Source organism: Roseomonas fluvialis (assembly GCF_022846615.1).
GTDB lineage: Bacteria > Pseudomonadota > Alphaproteobacteria > Acetobacterales > Acetobacteraceae > Neoroseomonas > Neoroseomonas fluvialis.
Map to the genome: position 1 here is coordinate 4551120 of NZ_AP025637.1, position 23236 is coordinate 4574355.

Here is a 23236-nt window from a genome sequence, read left to right on the forward strand (position 1 = left end):
CGTTCAGCCGAGCCCGAGCAGCTGCACCGCATGCCGAGCGAGCGGGCCGCGCTGCACCTTCGCACTCGCCGTCATGCCGATGCTCTCGAACCCCTCGACCAGGCGCAGATGGCGCGGCACTTTGAAGCCAGCCATACGATCGCGCGCCCAGGCCAGCAGCTCGGCCTCGGTCGCGATCGCGCCGTCGTTCAACACGACGAATGCGCAGGGCACCTCGATCAGCCGAGGATCGGGCACGCCGACCACCACCGCCTGGCGGATGGCCGGGTGGCGATGGAGGATATCCTCCACCTCCGCCGGCGCCACGTTCTCGCCGCCGACGCGAATGATCTCCTTGGCACGGCCGGCGAATTCCAGCCGACCGTCGGCGCCGAGGCGGCCGATGTCTCCGGTGGCGAGCCAGCCTTCGGCGTCGAGCGCGGCGGCGGTCTCGACGGGCTTGTCGAAGTAGCCCTGCATGACGCTCCATCCGCGCACCAGGATCTCGCCAGCCTCGCCCGCGGCACAGTCGCGCCCAGTCGCCAGATCGCGGATACGGACCTCGATGCCGGGCTGCCGCCGCATGCGCGCCGAGACGCGCACGTCTTCCGGTTCCCACCAGCACGACTGCGCGACATTAGGCGCGGCTTCCGACAGGCCATAGCCCACCACGCATTCGCGCGCGCCGAGTTCGTCGATGATGCGCCGCACGATCGCAGGCGACGCCGCGGCCCATGCGCCGCGCAGCACCAGGCGCCGCTGTGCGCGATCCGGATGGTTCAGCAGCATCAGCGCCATGGTGTCGTTGCCCGAGACGTGCGTGCAGCGCTCGGCCTCCATCATGCGCAGCGCCTCGCCAGGTTCGAAGCGGTCCATGGTGACCAGCGTGGCGCAATGCTGCAGGCATGCCAGGATCGACAACGTGGTGCCAGCCACATGGAAGAACGGCCGTGCACTGTGGAAGCGATCGCCGATGCGCAGTCCCATCCGGCCACCGGAGACGAACCCGTTCGCGCACATGCTGCGATGCGCCAGCATGACGCCCTTGGGGAAGGAGGTGGTGCCCGATGTGTACTGGATCAGCAGCGTGTCGTTGGGCGTGCACGTCGCCGGCCGCTCCGTCCCACCCTCCGCGAGGAAGGCGTCCCAGCCAAGCGTGCCGCGCGGCGGCGGCGCATCGTCCAAGACCACCACGCGCACGAGGTCGGGCAGCGAGGGATCCGGCAACACCGCGTCGATGCCAGGGCAGATGGCACGCAGCATCGCGAGGAAATCCACCTTCAGAACGCGCGCCCCCAGGAACAGCACGCGCACGCGGGACTGCCGCAGTGCATAGGCGAGCTCATCCGCCTTGAACCGCGTATTGACCGGTACCGCCACCGCGCCGATCGACCCGATGGCGAGGAAAAGTGCTACCCAGCGCGGGCCGTTGCCGAGGCAGATGCCGACGTGATCGCCGCGCACCACGCCGGCGGCAACGAGTGCGCCGCGGACGCGCGCGACCTGAGCGGCGAGCTGCGCGAAGGTCGCGCGACCCTCGGGTGCCACGATCGCCTCGACATCCGGTGCCAGCGTCGCGGCGCGCAGCAGCGCCTCCTCGGTGGTGAGCGGGCAGAGACGTGCAATATCCATCAGCGATCCCCGAAGCCGGCCATGGTGCGGCGCCATTCGGCGGCAGCCAGGCTCTCCTCGATGGCCATCAGTTCCGTGGCCAAGGCGCCGCGCGGGTCACGCTCCAGGCCCTCGTCGATGCAACGCTTGGCCAGCGCCAGCGCGGCGGGCGATGCCTTGGCGATGGTGGCGGCGATGCTGGCGACCGTCTCCTCCAGTTCGTCCGGCGCGACGATGCGGCTGACCAGGCCCGCGGCCAGCGCTTCAGCCGCCGAGAGCGTGCGGCCGGTGAACATCATGTCCTTCGCGAGCCGCTTGCCGAGCACGCGCGGCAGGCGCTGCGTGGCGCCCACCGTGCCCCACAACGCCTCGGGCGTGCGGAAGCTGGCCGTCGGCGTCGCGACGATGAAGTCCGCGGCGGCCGCGATCTCGACACCCGACCCGACCGCGGGGCCCTCCACCACGGCGACCACCGGCATGGGCAGGCGTTCGATCGCGTCATAGGCAGCGAAGGCCTTGAGGCGGCGCGCGCGCACCGCGTCATCATCCATCCCCTGGCGTTCCTTGAGGTCGGCACCGGCGCAGAAGACCGGGCCGCGGGCGCGCAGCAACAGCAACTTCGCACCGTCGGCGACGGCGCGGCGCGTAGCAGCCAGCAACGCCTCGCACAGCGCGGTGTTGAGCGCGTTGCGCGCCGCAGGTCGGTTCAGCGTGAGAGTCGCCACGCCGTCCGCGGCGACCGCATAGAGCGCGGCATCGGTCATATCGCACCCGCCTCCCGCAGCGCGGCGATGCGTGCCGCGTCGTAGCCGAGCCGCTCACGCAGGACGGCCTCGGTGTGCTCGCCCAGCAGAGGCGGGCGCCCCGGCACGGGCTGGTCCCAGCCGTCGAAGCGCAGCGGTACGGGCAGCGCCGGGAAGGTGCCGAGCGCCGGATGCGTGAAGCGCGCGACCATGCCGCGCGCGGCGACATGTTCGTCGGCCAGCACCTCGTCCAGCGCGAGCACCGGGCCATTGGGCACGTCCTCGGCATCCAGTAGCGCGACCGCTTCCGCGCGCGTGACCGCCGCCATGGCGGACGTGAGGGCCTCCATCACCTCGGCGCGGCGTGCGACACGGCCCGAATTGGTCGACAAGCCGGCATCGACGGCCAGTGTATCGAGCCGCAGCGCACGGCACAGCGGTTCCCAATGCTGGTCGGAGCATGTGATGTGCAGGAACCGCCCGTCGCGGCAGCGGAAGCTAGCGGTCGGCACGCGCCCCGGGTGTTCGGTGCCGAGCCGCGGCGGCACCTCGCCGAGCGCGAACCAGCGCGCGGCGGCGATGGTCAGCAGGCTGACCTGGCCGTCCAGCATCGAGAAGTCGACGAAGCCCCCCTGCCCCGTCGCGTCGCGGCCGCGCAGCGCGGTCAGCACGGCGATCGCGACCCAGAGGCCCGAGGTCAGGTCCGCGACCGGCAGACCCGGCTTCACCGGGCCGCCGCCGCGTTCGCCGGTCAAGCTCATCAGCCCGCTCATGGCCTGGAAGACCGTGTCGTAGCCCTTGCGCTTCGCATAAGGCCCGGTCTGCCCGAAGCCGGTGCAGGAGAGGTACACGAGCCGCGGATTCACCACCTGCAGCGACGGCCAGTCGAGACCCCGCCGCTTCAAGGTGCCGACCGGAAAATTCTCGATCAGCACGTCCGCCTGCGCCGCGAGACTGCGGATGATCGCCTGGCCGTCCGGATTGCGCAGGTTCACCGTGACGGATCGCTTCGAGCGGTTGCACGACATGAAGTAGCCGCTGACCGCACCGCCCGGACCCTCGGCGAAGGGTTCGAAGCCGCGCGTCTCGTCGCCGCTGCCGGGTTGCTCGACCTTGATGACCTCGGCACCCAGCTCGGCCAGGATCATGGAGGCGAAGGGACAGGCGAGCACGCGCGACAGATCGAGGATCACCACGCCTTCGAGCGGCTTCATGCATGCACCATGCGCTTGAGCTCCAGCATCGCCTCGGGTGGCAGCAGCGCGGCGGCGGCGGCCAGCGCGCAGGCCTCGTCCTCCAGCGTGTCGGCGGGCGCGATGCGCGTCGCCAGCCCGAGCGTCAGCGCTTCGCCCGCACTCACGTCGCGACCGGTGGCGAGAAGGTCGAAGGCTGTCTTGGGGCCCAGATGGCGCAACAGCACCGGCGCGACCAGGCGCGGGAGCATGGCGTGCCTCGCTTCCGGCCAGGCGAGGCGTGCATCCCCGGCCATCACCACCGCGTCGCAGGCGAGTGCGAGCGACGCACCCGCCCCCATCGCCGCCCCCTGCACCGCTGCAATCACGGGCCGCGGCACGCGCGCCGGCGCATCGAGCAGCGCGACGGTCAGCGCGGACCGTGCCTCGCGCGCCGCGGGGTCCACCGCCAGCTCCCGCATCTCCGCAAGGTCGGCGCCGGCCGAGAAGCTGCCACCGGCGCCGGCCAGGACAATCGCGGCCACGCTGTGGTCGCTGCCCGCACCCTGCAATGCCGCGAGCAACGCCTCGATCATCGCGCGGTCCATGGCATTGCGCTTTCGCGGGCGATCGAGCCGGACAAGCAAGACCCCGCCATCGCGCCGTTCGCTGCTGATCACCGGCGTCGCGCCGTCACGCGGAAGGGCTGCATCGCTGCCTCGCGGCCAGGGTGTCGCTGCGCGGGAACCGGCGGCCATCACGGGATAGGCCGCCACCGCGGCGCCGCGACGCATCGCGGCCACACGCAAGTGGTGGCGTGGGCGCCCTGGGGTGTCAACGGACCGCACGCCGCGGGCCGCCGCATGGCGCATCTGCTTTGGATCGCTCCCCCGCGTCTGCTAGGGTCGATCCTTACCCGCACCAGGTCCGGAGAGCTTCCCCTGAACACGACCGACCGCCTCGCGACGACCTCCTCGTCGCTGCGCGACCTCATTCTCCGCAAGCTGACCTATACGCTCGGCAAGCCGCCCTCGGAGGCGCGCGATCGCGACTGGTTCATGGCGACCGCGCTGGCGGTGCGTGACCACGTGGTCGAGCGCTTCCTGGTGCAGATGCATCAGACCCGCGGCAAGGAAGGCAAGCACGTCTACTACCTCTCGCTCGAGTTCCTGATCGGGCGGCTATTGCGCGAGAACGTCGGCAATCTCGGCCTGGCGGAGGAACTGCGCACCGCCCTGGCCGAACTTGGCGTCACGATCGACCAGGCGCGCCTGGCGGAGCCCGATGCGGCGCTCGGCAATGGCGGCCTCGGGCGCCTGGCCGCCTGCTTCCTCGAGAGCATGTCTTCCCTCGCCATCCCAGCCTTCGGCTATGGCATACGCTACGATCACGGCCTGTTCCGGCAGATCCTGCGCGATGGATGGCAGCAGGAATTCCCCGAGGACTGGCTGTCCTTCGGCAACCCGTGGGAATTTGCCCGCCCCGAGATCCGGCACCGCATCGGCTTCGGCGGCGAGGTGACCGCGGAAGCGCTGCCCGATGGCGACGAACGCCTGCGCTGGAATCCCGGCGAATGGGTGGACGCCGTCGCCTACGACACACCGGTGGTCGGCTGGCGCGGCAAGCATGTGAACGTGCTGCGGCTGTGGCGCGCACGCGCGCCCGACCCGCTCCGCCTCGATGCCTTCAATCGCGGCGACCACCACGGCGCCCTGGCCGAACAGGTGCGCGCGGAATCCATCTCGAAGGTGCTCTATCCGTCCGATGACAGTCCGGCGGGGCAGGAGCTGCGGCTGCGGCAGGAATACTTCTTCACCTCGGCCGCACTGCAGGACCTGCTGCGACGGCAGGTCCGCCAGGCTGGCAGCGTCAACACGCTGGCCGAGCGTGTGTCGATCCAGTTGAACGACACGCATCCCGCCATCGCGGTGGCGGAGCTGATGCGCCTGCTGGTCGACGAGCACGCCGTCGCCTGGGCGGAAGCCTGGGCGATCACCCGCGGCGCGGTCTCCTACACCAACCACACGCTGCTGCCCGAGGCGCTCGAATCCTGGCCGGTTCCGCTGATGGAGCGGCTGCTGCCGCGCCACATGCAGATCATTTACCGCATCAATGCCGAACACCTCGATGCCGTGCGCGCCGCGCATCCGGACGACGACCGGCTGCTCGCCTCGGTGTCGCTGATCGGGGAGGAGCACGGGCGCCGCGTTCGCATGGGCAACCTGGCCTTCGTGGGGTCGCATCACGTCAACGGCGTATCGGCGCTGCACACCGACCTGATGCGCCAGACCGTATTCCGCGATTTCAACACGCTGTTTCCCGGGCGCATCGTGAACAAGACCAACGGCATCTCCTTCCGCCGCTGGCTGATGCAGTGCAATCCCGGCCTGACCGGGCTGCTGGTGGAAGCACTCGGGCCAAAGGTTCTCGACGCGCCGGACATACTGGTGCAGCTGCGGGACCTTGCAGGCGACGCCGCTTTCCAGGGGCGCTTCGCCGCGGTCAAGCGCGCCAACAAGGAAGCGCTCGCGACGATGCTGCGCGAACAGGCTGGCGTGCGCGTCGATCCCGCCGCATTGTTCGACGTGCAGATCAAGCGCATCCACGAATACAAGCGGCAATTGCTGAACGTGCTGCATACGGTGGCGCTGTACGAGGCGATGCGCGCGCAGCCGATGCGCGACTGGACGCCGGTGGTGAAGGTCTTCGCCGGCAAGGCCGCGCCGGGCTATCACCGCGCCAAGCTGATCATCAAGCTCGCCTGCGACGTGGCGCGCGTGGTGAACCGTGACCCGTCGGTGCGCGGGCTGCTGAAGGTGGCGTTCCTGCCGAACTACAACGTCTCCGCCGCCGAGGTGATCGTGCCCGCGGCCGACCTGTCGGAGCAGATCTCGACGGCCGGCATGGAGGCCTCGGGCACGGGCAACATGAAGCTGGCGCTGAACGGCGCGCTGACCATTGGCACGCTGGACGGCGCCACCGTCGAGATGGCCGAACACATCGGCGCCGAGCAGATGTTCCTGTTCGGACTCTCGGCCGACGAAGTGACCGAGCGCCGCGCCTCCGGCTGGCGGGGAACACAGGCGGAGGCTACCTCGGACACGCTGGCCGAGGTGCTCGCCGCGATCGGCGGCGGCGTCTTCTCGCCCGACGATCATGGCCGCTACGGCGACCTGGTGGCATCGCTGCGCGCGGAGGACTGGTTCATGGTCGCCGCCGACTTCGACGCGTATTGCGCAGCACAGCAGCGTGCGGCGACGCTGTACCGTGACCAGCCGGCCTGGCGACGTACCGCCGTGCTGAACACCGCGGGGATGGGCTGGTTCTCCTCCGACCGATCGATCGCGGACTACGCGCGCGAGATCTGGGGCGTGCCGGTGGCGACATGACAGCCTGGCGGGCGGATGCCGGTGCCATCGCGCAGCTGCTCGCGGCCCGCCACGCCGACCCCTTTGCGCTGCTGGGGCCGCATGCGGTGCCTGGCGGTGTCGTACTGCGGGCCTTCGTGCCCGGCGCGCAGACGCTCGTGGCCTTCACGCCGGACGTCGTGACGCTGGAGCGCCGCGACGATGCCGGCTTCTTCGAGGGCTTGGTCGCCGAAGCCACGCTGCCGCTGGCCTACACGCTGCAGGCTGCGCGCGGCGCGGATACCTGGGACTTCCAGGACCCCTACGCCTTCGGCCCGACGCTCGGGCCGTTGGATGACCATCTGCTGGTCGAGGGCACGCATGCGCGCCTGTTCGACCGGCTGGGCGCGCATCCCTGCACGCATGAAGGTGCCGAGGGCGTGCGCTTCGCGGTCTGGGCACCGCAGGCGCTATGCGTGTCGGTGGTCGGCGATTTCAACGCCTGGGACGGGCGGCGGCATGCGATGCGCAAGCGCGTCGATTCCGGCCTGTGGGAGATATTCCTGCCCGGCGTGACGGAAGGGGCGCGCTACAAGTACGAGATCCTGGGCCGCGACGGCGTACGGTGCCCGTTGAAGGCGGACCCCTTCGGCTTTGCGGCGGAACTCCGGCCGGCCACCGCGTCAGTCGTGACCCGCACCGATCGCTTCGCCTGGACGGATGCCTCCTGGGTCGCGGCGCGCGCCCGGCGCGATGCGCGGCGCGAACCGATGGCGATCTACGAAGTCCATGCAGGGTCGTGGCGGCGGCACCCGGACGGGCGCTTCTACACCTGGGACGAATTGGCCGACGCGCTGATCCCCTACGTCGTCGATCTCGGCTTCACGCATATCGAGTTCATGCCGGTCAGCGAGCATCCGCTGGATGCATCCTGGGGCTACCAGCCGCTCGGGCTCTATGCGGTCACGGCGCGGCATGGGCCGCCGGAGGGATTCGCGCGCTTCATCGACCGCGCGCATGCGGCGGGCATCGGCGTGCTGCTGGATTGGGTGCCGGCGCATTTTCCGCTGGATGCCGCGGGCCTGGCGCGGTTCGACGGCGCAGCACTGTACGAGCACCCGGACCCACGCCGCGGCTTCCTGCCGGGCTGGGGGACCGCTGTGTTCGACTTCGGGCGGCGCGAGGTCGCGGCCTTCCTGGCGGCGAATGCGCTGTTCTGGCTGCAACGCTACCACGCCGACGGGCTACGCGTGGATGCGGTCTCGTCCATGCTCTACCTGGACTACGACCGCCCCCCCGATGGCTGGGCACCAAACGAGGACGGCACCAACGTCAACCGCGATGCGGTGCGCTTCCTGCAGGGCGCGAACGCGCTCATTGCGCGGGAGGCACCGGGCGTGGTCACCGCCGCCGAGGAAGCGTCCGCCTGGGCGGGCGTGACCGCGCCCGATGGCCTCGGCTTCCGCTTCAAGTGGAACATGGGCTGGATGAACGATACGCTGCGTTACGTGGCGAAGGACCCGGTCCACCGCGCGCACCACCACGAACTTGTCACCTTCGGCCTGATGTATGCGTGGAACGAGGCCTTCATCCTGCCGCTCAGTCACGACGAGGTGGTGCACGGCAAGGGCACGCTGCTGGGGCGACTGCCGGGCGACGACTGGCAGCGCTTCGCGACGCTGCGCTGCTACTACGCCTTCATGTGGGGCCATCCGGGCAAGAAACTGCTGTTCATGGGGCAGGAATTCGCCCCCTGGCGGGAATGGTCGGAAACCCAGGAATGCGACTGGTGGCTGCTGCAGCACACACCGCATCGCGGCGTGCAGGACCTCGTGCGGCGGCTGAACACGCTGCATCGCGCGCATCCCGCGCTGCATGCACGCGACTGCGAGCCCGAGGGCTTCCGCTGGATCGACGCCGACGACGCGGCGCATTCCATGTTTTCCTGGCTGCGCTTCGATGGCGCCGGTGGCCCCCCTGTCGCGGTGATCTGCAACTTCACGCCGGTGCCGCGGGGGGGCTGGCGGATCGGCCTGCCGGCAGCCGGCACCTGGCGCGTGCTGCTCAATACCGATGCGGCTGGGCTCGGCGGCAGCGGTGCCGGAAGCATGACCGACGTGGTCGCAACCGATGCGCCCTGCCACGGGCTTCCGGCCTCGGCCTGCATCGATGTGCCGCCGCTCGGCGCGCTCTATCTCGAGCCGGTTTCCTGGAACGGGCCGGACAAGGCATGATGACTGGCCAGCCAAGGGAGAGACCATGACGGACGACCGCGCCCCGATCGGCCCACCCTATGCCCGTCAGGCCATGGCCTATGTCCTCGCCGGCGGCCGCGGGTCGCGGCTGCAGGAACTGACCGACCGGCGCGCCAAGCCCGCCGTGTTCTTCGGCGGCAAGTCGCGCATCATCGATTTCTCGCTGTCGAACGCGTTGAATTCCGGCATTCGGCGCATCGCGGTGGCCACGCAATACAAGGCGCACAGCCTGATCCGCCACCTCCAGCGCGGCTGGAACTTCCTGCGCCCCGAACGCAACGAGACCTTCGACATCCTGCCCGCCAGCCAGCGCGTGGATGAGCGGTCGTGGTACCTCGGCACGGCGGATGCGGTGTTCCAGAACCTCGACATCATCGAGGACTACGCGCCGCGCTTCATGGTCATCCTGGCCGGCGACCACATCTACAAAATGGACTACGAAGTGATGCTGGCGCAGCACGTCGCCACCGGTGCCGACGTGACGGTGGGCTGCTTCGTGCTGCCGCGCACCGAGGCGACCGGCTTCGGTGTCATGCATGTGGACGCGACCGACCGCATCACCGATTTCGTCGAGAAGCCCGCCGACCCGCCCGGCATCCCTGGCGAACCCGACAAGGCACTGGCGTCGATGGGCATCTATGTCTTCGACACGCGCTTCCTGTCGGAACAGTTGCAGCGCGACCATGACGAAGCGGGGTCCACGCATGATTTCGGCAAGGACCTGATCCCGCACATCGTCAAGCATGGCCGCGCCTTCGCCCACCGCTTTGAGAAATCCTGCGTCCGGTCGGGTGCGGAGACCTCGCTGTACTGGCGCGATGTCGGCACGGTCGATGCCTATTGGCAGGCGAACATCGACCTGACGGAGATCGTTCCCGACCTCGACATCTACGACCGCGCCTGGCCGATCTGGACACATGCCGAGGTCACGCCGCCCGCGAAGTTTGTGCACGACATCGACGGGCGGCGCGGCGAGGCGATCTCCTCCCTTGTCTCCGGTGGCTGCATCGTCTCCGGAGCCATGGTGCGGCACTCGCTGCTGTCCACCGGGACGCATGTGCATTCCTACGCCATGCTGGACGGCGCGGTGGTCCTGCCTGGTGTCGACATCGGCCGCGGCGCGCGGCTGACCAGGGTGGTGGTGGATCGTGGCGTGCGTATTCCCGCGGGCCTCGTGGTCGGCGAGGACCCCGAAGCCGACGAGGCCCGCTTCCGGCGGACCGACACTGGTGTCTGCCTGATCACGCAGCCAATGCTCGACCGGCTGGACTGAGCGCAGGGTGAAGGTCCTTGCGGTCGCTTCGGAGGCCTATCCGCTGGTCAAGACCGGCGGCCTCGCCGATGCCGTCGGCGCGCTGCCGGGCGCGCTGGCAACCGAGGGCGTGCACGTCACGACATTGATCCCGGCCTATCGCTCGCTGCGCGGCACCTTCGCGCGCGGCCGCGTGGTGCTGGACCTGCCCGACCTGTTCGGCGGCGCCGCCCGCATCCGTGAGGCGCGCGGCATCCTCGCCCTCGACGCGCCGCACCTGTTCGACCGCCCGGGCGGTCCCTATGTCGCGCCGGGCGGCGGCGAATGGGGGGACAACGCGATCCGGTTCGCCGCCCTCGGCCGTGCGGCGACGCTTCTCGCGCTCTCGCTCGGCGTCGATGCGGTTCATGCGCATGACTGGCAGGCAGGGCTGGTGCCGGCGTATCTGCGCTTCGCGCCGCGGCGCATCCCGTGCCTCTTTACCATTCACAACCTAGCCTACCAGGGAAAGTTCCCGGCGTCGGTGTTTCCCGCCCTCGGCCTCCCCGGCGCGGCCTTCGCGCGCGAGGGGCTGGAATACTACGGCGCCGTCGGCTTCCTGAAGGCGGGGCTGTGGTTCGCGGACGCGATCAACACCGTCTCGCCGAGCTACGCCGAGGAGATCCTGACGCCGGAGGGTGGCATGGGGCTCGATGGCCTTCTGCGCGGGCGCGCGCGTGACCTGCACGGCATCCTGAACGGGCTCGATGTCGCGGACTGGGATCCGCAGTCGGATGCCGCGCTTGCCGCGACATTCTCGGCCGACGATCCCGCGCCGCGCGCGGCGAACAAGGCGGCGCTGCAGGCGCGCTTCGGCCTCGCGGTCGACCCCGCCGCGCCGCTCGTCGCCTTCGTCGGGCGGCTGGCGTGGCAGAAGGGCGCGGACCTGCTGCTCGATGCGGCATATACGCTGATGGACCACGGCGCGCAGTTGGCGCTGCTGGGGTCCGGCGAAGCGCCGATCGAACACGCCTGCCGCAGCTTCGCCGCGATGCATGCCGGGCGTGCGGGCGCCTTCATCGGATTCGACGAAGGCCTTGCGCGTCTGGTCTATGGCGGAGCGGATATGCTGGTAGTGCCATCGCGCTTCGAACCCTGCGGATTGGCGCAGCTAGCCGCGTTGCGCTACGGCGCGGTGCCGGTCGTCGCGCGCACCGGCGGGCTGGGCGATACGGTGATCGATGCGAGCCCGATGGCGCTGGCGGCGCACTGCGCGACCGGCGTGCAGGTCGCACCCGGCCGCGCGGATGCGCTGGCAGCCGGGCTGCGACGTGCGCTGGCGCTGTTCGGCGACGCGCCAGCCTGGCGCATGATCCAGGCGAATGGCCTCGCGACCGACGTGTCGTGGGGTCCGTCGGCCGGGCGCTATGCCACACTGCTCAAGGGTCTGGCTTCGCGGCATGGATGATGGTGCGGCGGAGCCACTCGGCGTTCATCTGACGGCCGAGGGCGCCAGCATCGCCATTCCGGCGCCTGGTGCCGACGCCGTGGAATTCTGCCTGTTCGACCAGGCCGGTGCGCGCGAGGTCGGCCGCTGGCGCCTGCCGGGACGCACCGGCGATGTCTTTCACGGCATGCTGCGCGGCGTCGTGCAGGGCGCCCGCTACGGGCTGCGTGCGCACGGCCCCGCGTCGGAGCGTTTCGATCCATCCAAGCTGCTGCTCGACCCCTGGGCGCGGGCGATCGATCGTCCCTTCGCGACGCACGACACGCTCCTGGTGCCCGGCGCGGACAGCTCAGCGGCCATGCCCAAAGTGGTGCTCGTGGCGCCCTTGCCGCCGGCGCCGGCGCCGCCGCCCTGCCCCGGCCCGCGTGTGATCTACGAACTGCATGTGCGCGGCTTCACGCGCAGCCATCCCGACATACCCGACGCAATCCGCGGCACCTTCGCGGGCCTTGCGCATCCGGCCGCCATCGCACATTTGCGGCGCCTTGGCGTTACCCATGTTGAACTCATGCCCACCGCCGCCTGGGTCGATGAACCGCAGCTGGCGCCGCTCGGACTGACCAACGCCTGGGGCTACAATCCGGTCGCGTGGCTCGCGCCGGACCCGCGGCTCGCGCCCGGTGGCATGGCGGAAGTGCGCGCCGCCGTCGCCGCGCTGGCCGAGGCCGGGATCGGCACCATCTTGGATGTCGTGCTGAACCATTCGGGCGAGGGCGATGCACAGGGGCCCACGCTATCCTTGCGTGGTCTCGGCGACGCCGCCTGGTATCGCACCGATACGCAGGGCCGCTACGTGAACGACAGCGGCTGTGGCCATGCATTGGCGCTCGACCAGGCCTGGCCGCTGCGCCTCGCGATGGATGCGATGCGCCACTGGGTCGGCCAAGCCGGGCTGGCCGGGCTGCGGCTCGACCTCGCGACCACGCTCGGACGCCGCGCGAACGGCTTCGACCCGCAGGCCCCATTGCTGCAGGCGATGCGCCAGGACCCGTTGCTGCGCGACCGCTGGATCATCGCCGAGCCGTGGGATGTCGGCCATGGCGGGTATCGGCTGGGCGCCTTCCCGCCAGGCTGGGGCGAGTGGAACGACCGCTTCCGCGACAGCATTCGCCGCTTCTGGCGCGGCGATGTCGGAAGCCTCGGCGATGCGGCGACGCGCTTGGCCGGGTCGCGCGACGTCTTCGGCACGCGCCCCGCGACCGACAGCATCAACTTCGTCACGGCCCATGACGGCTTCACGCTGGCCGACCTGGTCAGCCATGCGCAGAAGCACAACACGGCGAATGGCGAGGAGAACCGCGACGGCACCAACGACAACCTCTCCTGGAACCACGGCATCGAGGGCGCGAGCGACGATCCCGACATCACGGCGCGCCGCAAGGCGGATGTCCGCGCGCTTCTGGCGACGCTGCTCGCCGCGCGCGGCACGCCGATGCTCTCGATGGGCGACGAGGCCGGGCGCAGCCAGCTGGGCAACAACAACGCCTGGTGCCAGGACAATGCGACGACCTGGTTCGACTGGACCGCGGCCGACGAGGCGCTGGTCGACTTCACCGCGCGGCTGGTCTCGCTGCGGCGCGCACATCCCGCGCTGTCGGGCACGGCACCGCTGACCGGCACGCCCGATGCGACCGGCGCGCCCGACCTGCGTTGGCTGCGCCTGGACGGCAGTCCGATGACCTCGGAGGACTGGACCAACCCCGGATCGCGCAGCGTGGTCATGGTGCTGCAGTCCGGCGAGACGCGGGCGCTGGTGGCCCTGCACGGCGGCGACGACAGCGCGACGCTGACGCTGCCGGAAGGCACCTGGCGCCTGCTTGCCGACAGCGCCGATCCCGCGCGCGACACCGCCCCAGGCAAGTCTGTCCCGCTGGCACCGCGCTCCGTCGCGTGGTTCACCGCGATGCCGAACGCGCCGCGCGCGCCCGCCGCGCCGGATCGAGCGTTGCTGGCCGAACTGTCGACCGCTGCGGGTATCGCGACGCAGTGGCACGATATCGATGGCGCACGTCATGCGGTTCCCGAGGCGACATTGCGCGCGGTGCTCGCCGCGCTTGATCTGCCGGCAGAGACCACCGCCCAGGCGCGCGACAGCCTGGCGCGACGTCGCGCGGCGCCGCGGAGCGCAAACGTCGATCCCGGGCAGTGCCACGACGCTCCGGCGGGTCGACGCTTCGGCGTCGCCGCGCAGCTGTTTGCGCTGCGCCACGACGTCGACCAGGGCATCGGCGACTACACCGCGCTCGCGATGCTGGCGCGCGGCGCGGCGGCACACGGCGCTGCACTGGTCGGCCTTAGCCCGCCGCATGCCCTGATGCCGACGGAGCGGGAACGCGCCAGCCCCTACCAGCCCTCGGATCGCCGCTTCCTCGAACCCGTGCTGCTCGATGTGACGGCGCTGCCCATGGTCGGCGACGCACCGGCCGTCCGGGCCGCGCTGGACCGCCACGCAGCGGTTTTCGCCGCGCTGCGCGCCGGTACGCTGGTCGACTACCCGGCCACATGGGCTGCCAAGCGCGCCGTGCTCGATGCCGCGGTCGCAGCCTTGCCGCGCGACCATGCCGAATTCACAGCGTTCCGCGGGGAGGGCGGCACCGCGCTCGAGGATTTCGCAGCCTTCGCCGTCCTGGCCGAGCGCTTCGGACCGCGCGACTGGCCGGCCGGCCATGCGCATCCCGACGACACCGCGATGGCGAGTCTGCGGGCGAGTGCTTCGGATGCGCTGCGCTTTCACACGGCGCTGCAATGGATGTGCGACCGTCAGCTTGGTGCTGCCGCCGCGGCGGGGCCGGGGCTATACCGCGACCTCGCGGTCGGTGCCGCGCCTGACGGCGCCGAGGTGTGGTCCCAACCCGGCGCGTTCCTGCGCGGTTTCTCGATCGGCGCCCCGCCCGACCCCTTCGCGGCCGATGGGCAGGTGTGGGGCCTGCCGGTACCGCATCCGCACGTTTCGGAGGCCACGCGGCATGGCGGCTTCGCCACGCTGCTGCGCGCCAACATGCGCCACGCACGCGCGCTGCGGCTCGACCACGCGATGGGTCTCGAGCGGCTGTTCATCGTGCCCGAGGGCGCACGCGCCAACGAGGGCTGCTACCTGCATTGCGACGGATCGGGGATGCTTGCGACGCTGGCGCGGGAAAGCCGCGCCGCGGCGTGCGCTGTGGTTGGCGAGGCGCTCGGCACCGTGCCGGAGGGTTTCGCGGATCGGCTCGCGGCAGCGCGTGTGCTGGCGTATCGCGTGCTCTGGTTCGAGCGCGACGGCCATGGCTTCCGCGCTCCCGCCGACTGGCCCGCGCTGGCCGCGGCCTGCGTGTCCACCCACGACCTCGCAACGCTCGCCGGCTGGTGGACCGGCGCCGATCTCGAAGAACGCGCGGCGCTGGGATTGTTGGCGCCGGCCGCAGCGCAGACATCCCTCGACGTGCGCGCGCGGGAGCGCGAGGCGCTCGCCGCGGCCTGCGGCATCGCAGCCGGCAGCTTCGGCCCGGAAACGGCAGCAGCCGTCCACCGCTTTGTCGCCGCGACGCCGAGCCGCATGATGCTCGTGCAGGCCGAGGACCTTGCCGGCGAGCGGATCGGTGTAAACCTGCCCGGCACCGACCGCGAACGCCCGAACTGGCGCCGGCGCCTGCCGATGGCGGCGGATCGGCTGTTCGACGGCGACAGCGCGCCTGCCGTGCTTGCCGCGATCCTGGCGCAGCGCGGCGCTGGCTGACGCCTTGTCCGGGCAGACGGCAGCGGCCCGTCGGAAAACGCGCTAACGCGCCGCGTGGATCGCCTTCCAGACCTTCATCGGCGTGACAGGCATGTCGATCCCATCGATGCCGAGCGGTGCAAGCGCATCGAGCACCGCATGCATCACCGTTTGCGGTGCACCGATGCAACCCGCCTGGCCGGAGCCCTTCACGCCCAACCGATTCGAGGCGGTCGGCACCTCGATGCAGGTGATATCGAGCGGCGGCAGGTCCGTCGCACGCGGCAGGCAGTAATCCATCAGCGACGCCGTCAGGATCTGGCCGGACTCCGGGTCATGGACGATCTCCTCGAGCATCGCCTGGCCGATGCCCTGCGCCAGGCCGCCCTGCACCTGGCCGATCGTGAGCATCGGGTTCAACAGACGCCCGTAGTCGTCCACCGCGGTGTAGCGTAGCAGGTGCACCTGGCCTGTCTCGGGATCGACCTCGACCTCCGCCACCTGGCAGCCATTGGGGAAGGTGACCAGGTCGAGGTCGCTGTCGACCTCTGCGTCAAGGGCACCGGGCGCCTCCCGCGCCAGGTCGAGAAGGCCCACGCCGCGGCCGGCCGGGTCGTCGGCCAGGCAGAAACGGCCCTCGGCGAAGCGCAAGGACGCCTCGGGCGCCTGCAGCAACTGCGCCGCCAGCGCCCGTGCCTTGCCCAGCATCGCATCGATCGCCCGCACCATCGCCTCGCCGCCCATGTGCAGCGACCGCGCGCCGCCATGGCCGTGGCCGCGCGCGACATCGCGCGTATCGGCCTGCACCAAGCGGAACACTTCGATGGGAAGGCCGAGGAGGTCGGCGGCGACCTGCGGGAAGCTGGTCTCGTGCCCCTGCCCATTCGACTGCGTGCCGACTGCGAGGGCCACGGTGCCATCCGCGGCAAAGCGCACCGCGGCCCATTCGCCGGGTGCGCCGCGCGAGGTCTCCAGGAAGCAGGCGATGCCGAGGCCACGCAACATGCCCCGCGCCTCGGAGGCCGCGCGGCGTTGCGCGAATCCGGCGATGTCCGCCGCATCCGCCGCGCGGTCCAGGTTGGCGCGAAACTCACCGCAGTCGATGTTCATGCCCATCGCCGTGCGATGCGGGAAGGTGGCGATCAGGTTGCGCCGGCGCAGCTCTGTCGCATCGATCCCCGTGCGCCGCGCCGCAAGGTCGACCAAGCGCTCGATGATGTAGTTAGCTTCCGGCTTGCCGGCGCCACGATACGCGTCGATCGGCACGGTGTTGGTGAAGGCGCCGCGCACATCCATGAAGACGGCGGGGATGTCGTACAGCCCGCCCATCGACGTGCCCGGCGAATTGGTCGAACTGCCCGGTCCGCTGGCCGACAGATACGCTCCCATGTTCGCGACGGTGTCGGCACGCAGCGCGAGGAAGCGGCCATCGGCATCGAGCGCCAGGCGTGCCGTCGTGCGGTTGTCCCGGCCATGCACGGTCGAGACGAAATCCTCCGTCCGGTCGGATACCCACCGCACCGGGCGGCCGAGCCGGCGCGCGGCGAGCATGGCCAGCGCGTAGTCGGGGAAGATGAAGTTCTTGGCACCGAAGCCGCCGCCGACATCGGGCGCCACGACACGGATCCGCGCCGGCGCCACGCCGAGCACGGTGGCGAGCTGGTCGCGCATGGCGTGCACGCCCTGGCCTGTCACCTGCAGTAGGAAGGTCTGCGTCACAGCGTCGAACCGCGCGATGGCGGCCCGCGGCTCCAGCGCCGCAGCGGTGACGCGGTTGTTCACCAGGTCGATCGCGACGATGGTGTCTGCCTGCGCGAAGGCGGCATCGACCGCCGCCGCATCGCCCTTCTGGAAGCGGAAGGCGAGGTTGCCGGGTGCGTCCTCCCAGAGCAGCGGCGCGGCAGGCAAGAGCGCGGCGGCGCCATCGGTGACGGCCGCCAGCGTTTCGTAGTCGACCACAATCGCCTCGGAGGCGTCGCGCGCCTGCGCTGCGGTATCGGCCACCACGAAGGCCACGGGGTCGCCGACATGGCGCACGCGATGCTCGGCGAGGGCCGGGCGCGGGGGGATGATCAGCGGGGCGAGCGTCGCGACTTTGGCGACACAGGGCAGCGGATGGAGGCCCTCCGCACGCAGCTCGGCCGCGGTCAGCACATCGCGGACCCCCGGCATGGAGCGCGCCGCCGTGACATCGATGGCGACGATCCGCGCATGGGCATGGGGCGAACGCAGCACGGCAGCGTGCAGGGCATCTCGCGCATCCAAATCCTCGACGAAATGGCCCTGGCCGCGCAGGAAGCGGTCATCCTCGACGCGCCGCCGCGACAGGCCTCGCTGCATGAGCGTCGTCATGGCCGCGCACCGGCGGCGCAGTACATGCCGCATTGCGGTTCGGTGCTTGCGCGGCGGCTGCCCGTGATGGTCACGCTGGGTGCTCCTGCTGGTGGCGCATGCGGCGCCGGTACAGCATGCCACGGCCGCGGGCGTATGCCAGCCGCGCGCGCAAGTCTGGCATACCCGCGCCAGGCTGCTAGTCTTTCCGGCAAACACGGGCGGAGGATGCGCGAATGCTGCAACCAACAACGGGGCGCCGGGGCGTGCTGGCAGCGGGCACGGCGCTTGCGGCCTCCGGCATCATTCGCCCGCCCGAGGCACGCGCCGCGAGGGCACTCGACATCGTGCTGGAATCCGAGGTCGTCATCCTCGACCCGCATGTCATCACTGCGGCGATCACGCGTACCTTCGCGACGCATGTGTTCGACACGCTGTTCGCGATGGATGATCGCGGCCAGATCCGCCCGCAGATGGTCGAGGCGTGGGAGAGTTCGGCCGACCGCCTGACGTGGCGCTTCCGGCTGCGCGACGGCCTGAAGTGGCACGACGGCGCGCCGGTGACCGCGACGGACTGCGTCCTGTCGCTGAACCGCTGGGCGCCGCGCGATCCGCTCGGGCGGATGCTGCAGGCTGCGACCGCGTCGCTCGAGGCGACCGACCCACGGACCTTCGTGCTGGTGCTGAAGGAACCCTTCCCGCTGCTGCTGCAGGTGCTCGGCAAGCCGAACGCGCCGCTGCCGGTGATGATGCCCGAACGCCTGGCGCGCGTGCCGAACACGCAACGCATAACCGAGATCGTCGGCTCCGGCCCCTTCCGCTTTCGCGCGGATCTCTGGCGACCGGGCAATCTCATGGTGCTGGAACGCTTCGCCGACTACGTGCCGCGCGCCGAACCGCCAGACTTCCTGGCCGGCGGCAAGCGCGTGAAGATCGACCAACTGAACCTCCGCGTCATGCCCGACCAGCTGACCGGCGCCAATGCCCTGATGCAGGGCGAGATCCACTATATGCAGTACCTCCCCTTCGACCTGCTGCCGCGGCTCGAACGCGCGCGCGGCGTGCAGTTGCTGGGCCTGGGTGGACTGCATCAGTTCCAGGGCAATTTCCGGCTGAACCATGCGGTCGCGCCCTTCGACAACCCGGCGATCCGCCGCGTACTGTGGAAGCTCGCGGACCAGACGGCGGTGCTGACCGCGATCGGCGTGCCCGAGCGCTTCCGCGCGCCGCAATGCCCGTCCTTCTGGATGTGCGACGCGCCCTATTCCTCGACGGCCGGTGCTGCCGGCGCGCGGGTGGATATCGAAGGCGCGCGCGCCGAGCTCCGTGCAGCCGGCTATCGTGGCGAACCCGTGATCGCCATGGAGGTCGCCGGGTCGATCAGCCAGACCGCGTCGATGGTGCTGGTGCAGAACATGAAGCTGGCCGGCTTCAACGTTGACCAGCAGGTGATGGACTGGGGCACCGTCCTGGCGCGGCGCGTGCGGCGCGACGGATGGTCGATGTTCTCGGTCTATTCGAACGGCACGGACATGTTCTCCCCGCTCACGCATTTCTACGTCGCCTCCACCTGCGCGGACTTCCCCGGCTGGTCCTGCGACGACCGCATCCCCGCGCTGCTGCAGTCCTTCGCGCGCGCCGAGGACGAGGCGGCGCGCGCGCGCGTCGCGGCCGAAATCCAGACCATCGCCTATGACCTGACACCGGCGGTGATGTGGGGGCAGTTCACCATCCCGGCGGGTTACCGCACCTCGCTCACCAACCTCATCCGTTCGTCCTACCCGATGTTCTGGGAGGTCGAACTCGCCGGATGACGCCCGACGCATTGCGCGCGGCTTTGCCGCCGCTGGACGGTACGCTGCGCATCCCCGGCCTGATCGACGCGGTCGAGGTCTTCCGCGACCCCGAGGGCATCCCGCATATTCGTGCGCGTAGCGCGCAGGATGCCTTCCTGGCGCAGGGCTTCGTGCATGCGCAGGACCGGCTGTTCCAGATGGAGCTCAACCTGCGTCGTGCGCTCGGGCGCAGTGCCGAATGGCTCGGCGCGCCCGCCGCGGGGATGGACATGCTGTGCCGCCGGCTCGGCATGGAGGCTGCCTGCCGGCGCGACGTCGCGGCCCTTGGCGCCGAGGCGCGCGGCATGCTCGAGGCCTATGTCGCGGGGGTGAACGCCTTCGTCGCATCGGGCGCGCCACTGCCGGTCGAATACGCGATGCTCGGTGCCACGCCGCAGCGCTGGGAGGCCTGGCATCCGATCGCGGTCATGCGCCGGCTCGGCCTGTTGATGGGCTCGGTCTGGTTCAAGCTGTGGCGCGCCGCGGCCCTGCCGCTGGTCGGTGCGGAGCAGGCTGCGAAGCTGCGCTACGAGGATGGCGGGATCGACCTGCTGTGCATCCCGCCGGGTGTCGAGGCCGCACGCTGGACCGCGACGCTGGCCGACCTGGCGCCCGCTGTCGCGGCATTGCTCGACAGTGCGGCGCCGGACGCGACGGGCGGCGGCAGCAACAACTGGGTGATGGCGCCGGCGCGCAGCCCGACCGGTCGCCCGCTGCTCGCGGGGGATCCGCACCGGTTGTTCGAGATCCCGAACATGTATGCGCAGGGCCACTTGGCCTGCGATGCCTTCGACGTGGTCGGCCTCACCGTGCCGGGCGTGCCGGGATTCCCGCACTTCGCGCATAACGGGCGGGTGGCGTGGTGCGTGACGCACGCCTTCGTCGACATCCACGACCTGTTCGTCGAGCGCTTCGACGCCGGTGCCGCGCATTACCTGCATCGGGACGCATGGCTGCCGGTCCGGCGCCGGCGCGAAAGCATCGCGGTTCGCGGCGGCGCCACGCAGGAGATCGAGGTGATCGAGACATCGCACGGCCCGGTGATCGCCGGCGATCCGCTGTCGGGCCACGCCATCGCACTGCGCTCCGTGCAGTTCGCCGAGGCTGACCTGTCCTTCGATTGCCTGCCGCGCATGCTGCGCGCAGGGACCGTGCCGGACCTGTTCGAGGCGACGCGCGGCTGGGGCCTGATCGACCACAACCTGGTGGCGGCGGATACCGCCGGGCGGATTGGCCACCTCGTGCGCGCGATGGTGCCGCGCCGGCCGCGCGCGAATGGCTGGCTGCCCGTGCCGGGCTGGACCGGCGCGCATGATTGGCAGGGCTGGATTCCGTTCGAGGCCATGCCGCGCCAGATCGACCCCGCCGGCGGCGTCATCGTCACCGCCAACAACCGCGTCGTCGCCGATAGCGGGCCCGACTACCTCTGCACCGATTGCCACCCGCCGACCCGGGCGCGGCGGATTGCAGCGTTGCTCGCAGAGCCTGCGACGATGCCGGAGGCGATTCATGCGGACACGCTCTCGGCCAACGCCGTCCTGCTGCGCGGCAAAGTCGGGGCCCTGCCCGCATCGGCCGATCCCGCTGTCGCCGCGCTGCGCGACAGGCTGCTCGCCTGGGATGGTCGCATGGCGCAGGGCAGCACAGCCGCCAGCGACTACATCGCCGTGCGGCTTGCCTTGACGCGCATCCTTGCCGAGCGCAGCGGCCTCGGCACGCTGACCGGCAGCGCGCTGCTGACCGTGCCGCCCGGCGTCGTTCCGCTCAACCAGCTGTGGTGGACGCTGCCCGCGCTGCTGCGCGCCGACGATGCGACACTGCTCGGCGGATGGACCTGGACGCAGGCGCTGCAGGCCGCGCTGGCCGCTGCCGCGGCCGACCCCATCGCGGCGCAGCCCTGGGGCGAGGCGCATCGGCCACATCTTGCGCATCCGCTCTCGGCCTTGTTTCCGGACGCGGCGACGCTGCTAAATGCGCCGGCGCGCGCGATCGGCGGGGATGGCGACACGGTCTTCGCCAACGGCCTGCTGCCCTCCGGCGGGCCGCGCGCAACCTATGGCGCGCTCGCCCGGTACGTCTTCGACGTCGGCGACTGGGAGAAGTCGCGCTGGACGGTATTCCACGGCGCCTCGGGCCATCCGGGCAGCGCGCACTACACCGACCAGCACGCGGCCTGGGCCGAGGCGCGCCTCACACCGATGCGCTACGGCTGGGAGGCGATCGCCGCCTCGGCCAGTGCGCGGCAGGCACTCACGCCGCGCTGACGCCTCAGCCCATGCAGGCGACGGCGGCGAAGCCTTCCTCCGCCGCCTGCAGGGCAAGGTCGATATCGGCGGCCGTATGCGCGCAGGAGAGGAACATGTTGTGCTTCGGGTGGAAATACGCGCCGGCACGCAGCGCGGCCGCGCAGAACACCGACCCGCGGCGCCATTCGGTATCGTCGTCGAACAGCAGCAGCGGCATCTGCGGCGGACCGCTCTGGCGGATGCCGATGCCGTGACGCGCCGCGAGCGCATCCAGCCCCGCGCGAAGCCTCTCGCCCATCGCGCGCATGTGGCCAGGCCCGTCGATGCGCTGCAGTTCCGCAAGCGTCGCGACCGCGGCGGCCATCGGCACCGCCGCGCACCAGAACGAACCGGTAGTGTAGATGCGTGTTGCCGCATCGCGGAAGTCCTCGTTGCCGGTCACGGCAGCGAGCGCATGTCCGTTCGCGATCGCCTTGCTGTAGGCCGCGAGGTCCGGGCGCACGCCGATCGTCTCCCAGGACCCGCCCAGGTGCAGCCGGAATCTGGCGCGTACGTCGTCCAGGATCAGCGCCGCGCCCGCGGCGTCGCAGACCGCGCGCACCGCCTGTGCGAAGGCCGGGTCGGGCAGCTCGAGGTCGCGCCCCATGTCGTGCCGGAAGGCGGTGACGATCACCGCGGCGAGGTCGCCCTTCGCATCCTCCGCCGCTGCCTGCAGTGACGCTGCGTCGTTGTAGTCGAAGTGCAGGATATGCGCGCGATCCTCGGCGGTGACGCCGGCGAGCGAGGGTGTGCACCAAGGTGCCGCGCCATGATAGGATCCGCGCGCGACCAGGACCTTGCGCCGCCCGGTACCGGCGCGGGCGATGGTGACGCAGGCGGTGGTCGCATCCGTGCCGTTCTTCTCAAGCAGGCACCAGTCGGCATGCGGGATCATGTCGACCAGCGTCTCCGCCAGGTCGACCAGGATCGGGGCCGGCCCGTTCATCGCGTCGCCGCGCTCGGCCTGGCGGCGCGCGGCGTCCTCCACCGCCGGATGGCGGTAGCCCAGCACCATCGGACCCCAGGCGCACATCAGGTCGACGAATTCACGGCCATCGGCGTCGCGCAGCCGGCATCCCTCGGCGGAAGCGAAGAACTGCGGGTAGCCCTCGGGCAGGTTGGCGGCATTGAGATGCCCCCAGAGACCGCCTGGAATGACGCGACGCGCACGGCCGCGCAGCGCGGCATCGATGCTGTTGGCGCAGTCTTGCGGCATGTCGGCTCTCGCTGGATGAATACCGCGAGC

The 23236-nt window shown here is 70.7% G+C and carries 13 protein-coding genes; 7 read left to right on the forward strand and 6 right to left on the reverse strand.

Annotation, left to right across the window (positions count from 1 at the left end; translation table 11 throughout):
* Positions 1-3: 3 nt before the first annotated feature.
* Genes MWM08_RS21810 through MWM08_RS21825 form a run of 4 tightly spaced genes read right to left on the reverse strand, consistent with a single transcriptional unit; the run spans position 4 to position 4377 of the window.
* Positions 4-1611 carry an AMP-binding protein gene (locus MWM08_RS21810; RefSeq protein ID WP_244408609.1) on the reverse strand — a complete coding sequence of 536 codons (1608 nt, stop codon included), beginning with the start codon at positions 1609-1611 and terminating at the stop codon, positions 4-6.
* Positions 1611-2354, reverse strand: coding sequence for an enoyl-CoA hydratase/isomerase family protein (locus MWM08_RS21815; protein ID WP_244408610.1), 744 nt, complete (start codon positions 2352-2354; stop codon positions 1611-1613). Before MWM08_RS21815 ends, MWM08_RS21810 begins: the two co-directional genes overlap by 1 nt.
* On the reverse strand, positions 2351-3547 hold the full coding sequence (locus MWM08_RS21820) for a CaiB/BaiF CoA transferase family protein (protein WP_244408611.1): 1197 nt from the start codon (positions 3545-3547) through the stop codon (positions 2351-2353). Before MWM08_RS21820 ends, MWM08_RS21815 begins: the two co-directional genes overlap by 4 nt.
* Positions 3544-4377, reverse strand: coding sequence for an enoyl-CoA hydratase/isomerase family protein (locus MWM08_RS21825; protein ID WP_341482837.1), 834 nt, complete (start codon positions 4375-4377; stop codon positions 3544-3546). The genes MWM08_RS21820 and MWM08_RS21825 overlap by 4 nt, the downstream gene beginning before the upstream one ends.
* On the opposite strand from MWM08_RS21825, the gene MWM08_RS21830 reads away from it, so the two are divergent.
* From MWM08_RS21830 to glgX, 5 genes are read left to right on the forward strand one after another with little or no spacing between them, the layout of a single operon-like run.
* Positions 4369-6894, forward strand: a complete 2526-nt coding sequence (locus MWM08_RS21830; RefSeq protein ID WP_244408613.1) for a glycogen/starch/alpha-glucan phosphorylase — start codon at positions 4369-4371, stop codon at positions 6892-6894. The two genes, MWM08_RS21825 and MWM08_RS21830, sit on opposite strands and share 9 nt — an antisense overlap.
* Positions 6891-9086, forward strand: a complete 2196-nt coding sequence (gene glgB, locus MWM08_RS21835; RefSeq protein WP_244408614.1) for a 1,4-alpha-glucan branching protein GlgB — start codon at positions 6891-6893, stop codon at positions 9084-9086. The genes MWM08_RS21830 and glgB overlap by 4 nt, the downstream gene beginning before the upstream one ends.
* Before the next feature lie 25 nt (positions 9087-9111).
* On the forward strand, positions 9112-10380 hold the full coding sequence (gene glgC / locus MWM08_RS21840; protein WP_244408615.1) for a glucose-1-phosphate adenylyltransferase: 1269 nt from the start codon (positions 9112-9114) through the stop codon (positions 10378-10380).
* A 7-nt stretch (positions 10381-10387) separates the two neighbouring features.
* Positions 10388-11806 (forward strand): glycogen synthase GlgA, encoded by a 1419-nt coding sequence (gene glgA, locus MWM08_RS21845; protein ID WP_244408616.1) that lies wholly within the window; start codon positions 10388-10390, stop codon positions 11804-11806.
* A complete protein-coding gene (gene glgX / locus MWM08_RS21850; protein ID WP_244408617.1) occupies positions 11799-15560 on the forward strand; it encodes a glycogen debranching protein GlgX in 3762 nt (1253 codons plus the stop codon). The genes glgA and glgX overlap by 8 nt, the downstream gene beginning before the upstream one ends.
* A 42-nt stretch (positions 15561-15602) precedes the next feature.
* On the opposite strand, the gene MWM08_RS21855 is transcribed toward glgX, so the two are convergent.
* Positions 15603-17891, reverse strand: coding sequence for a xanthine dehydrogenase family protein molybdopterin-binding subunit (locus tag MWM08_RS21855; RefSeq protein ID WP_244408618.1), 2289 nt, complete (start codon positions 17889-17891; stop codon positions 15603-15605).
* Between the two features lie 215 nt (positions 17892-18106).
* On the opposite strand from MWM08_RS21855, the gene MWM08_RS21860 reads away from it, so the two are divergent.
* The gene (locus MWM08_RS21860) at positions 18107-19684 is read left to right on the forward strand and encodes an ABC transporter substrate-binding protein (protein ID WP_244408619.1); all 1578 of its coding nucleotides are present in this window, start codon (positions 18107-18109) and stop codon (positions 19682-19684) included.
* Positions 19681-21969: a penicillin acylase family protein gene (locus tag MWM08_RS21865; RefSeq protein ID WP_244408620.1), complete on the forward strand. Its 2289-nt coding sequence runs from the start codon at positions 19681-19683 to the stop codon at positions 21967-21969. The genes MWM08_RS21860 and MWM08_RS21865 overlap by 4 nt, the downstream gene beginning before the upstream one ends.
* A gap of 4 nt (positions 21970-21973) precedes the next feature.
* Here the strand turns inward: MWM08_RS21865 and MWM08_RS21870 are convergent, their stop codons facing one another.
* Positions 21974-23206, reverse strand: a complete 1233-nt coding sequence (locus MWM08_RS21870) for an aminotransferase class III-fold pyridoxal phosphate-dependent enzyme (RefSeq protein ID WP_244408621.1) — start codon at positions 23204-23206, stop codon at positions 21974-21976.
* Between the last annotated feature and the right edge of the window lie 30 nt (positions 23207-23236).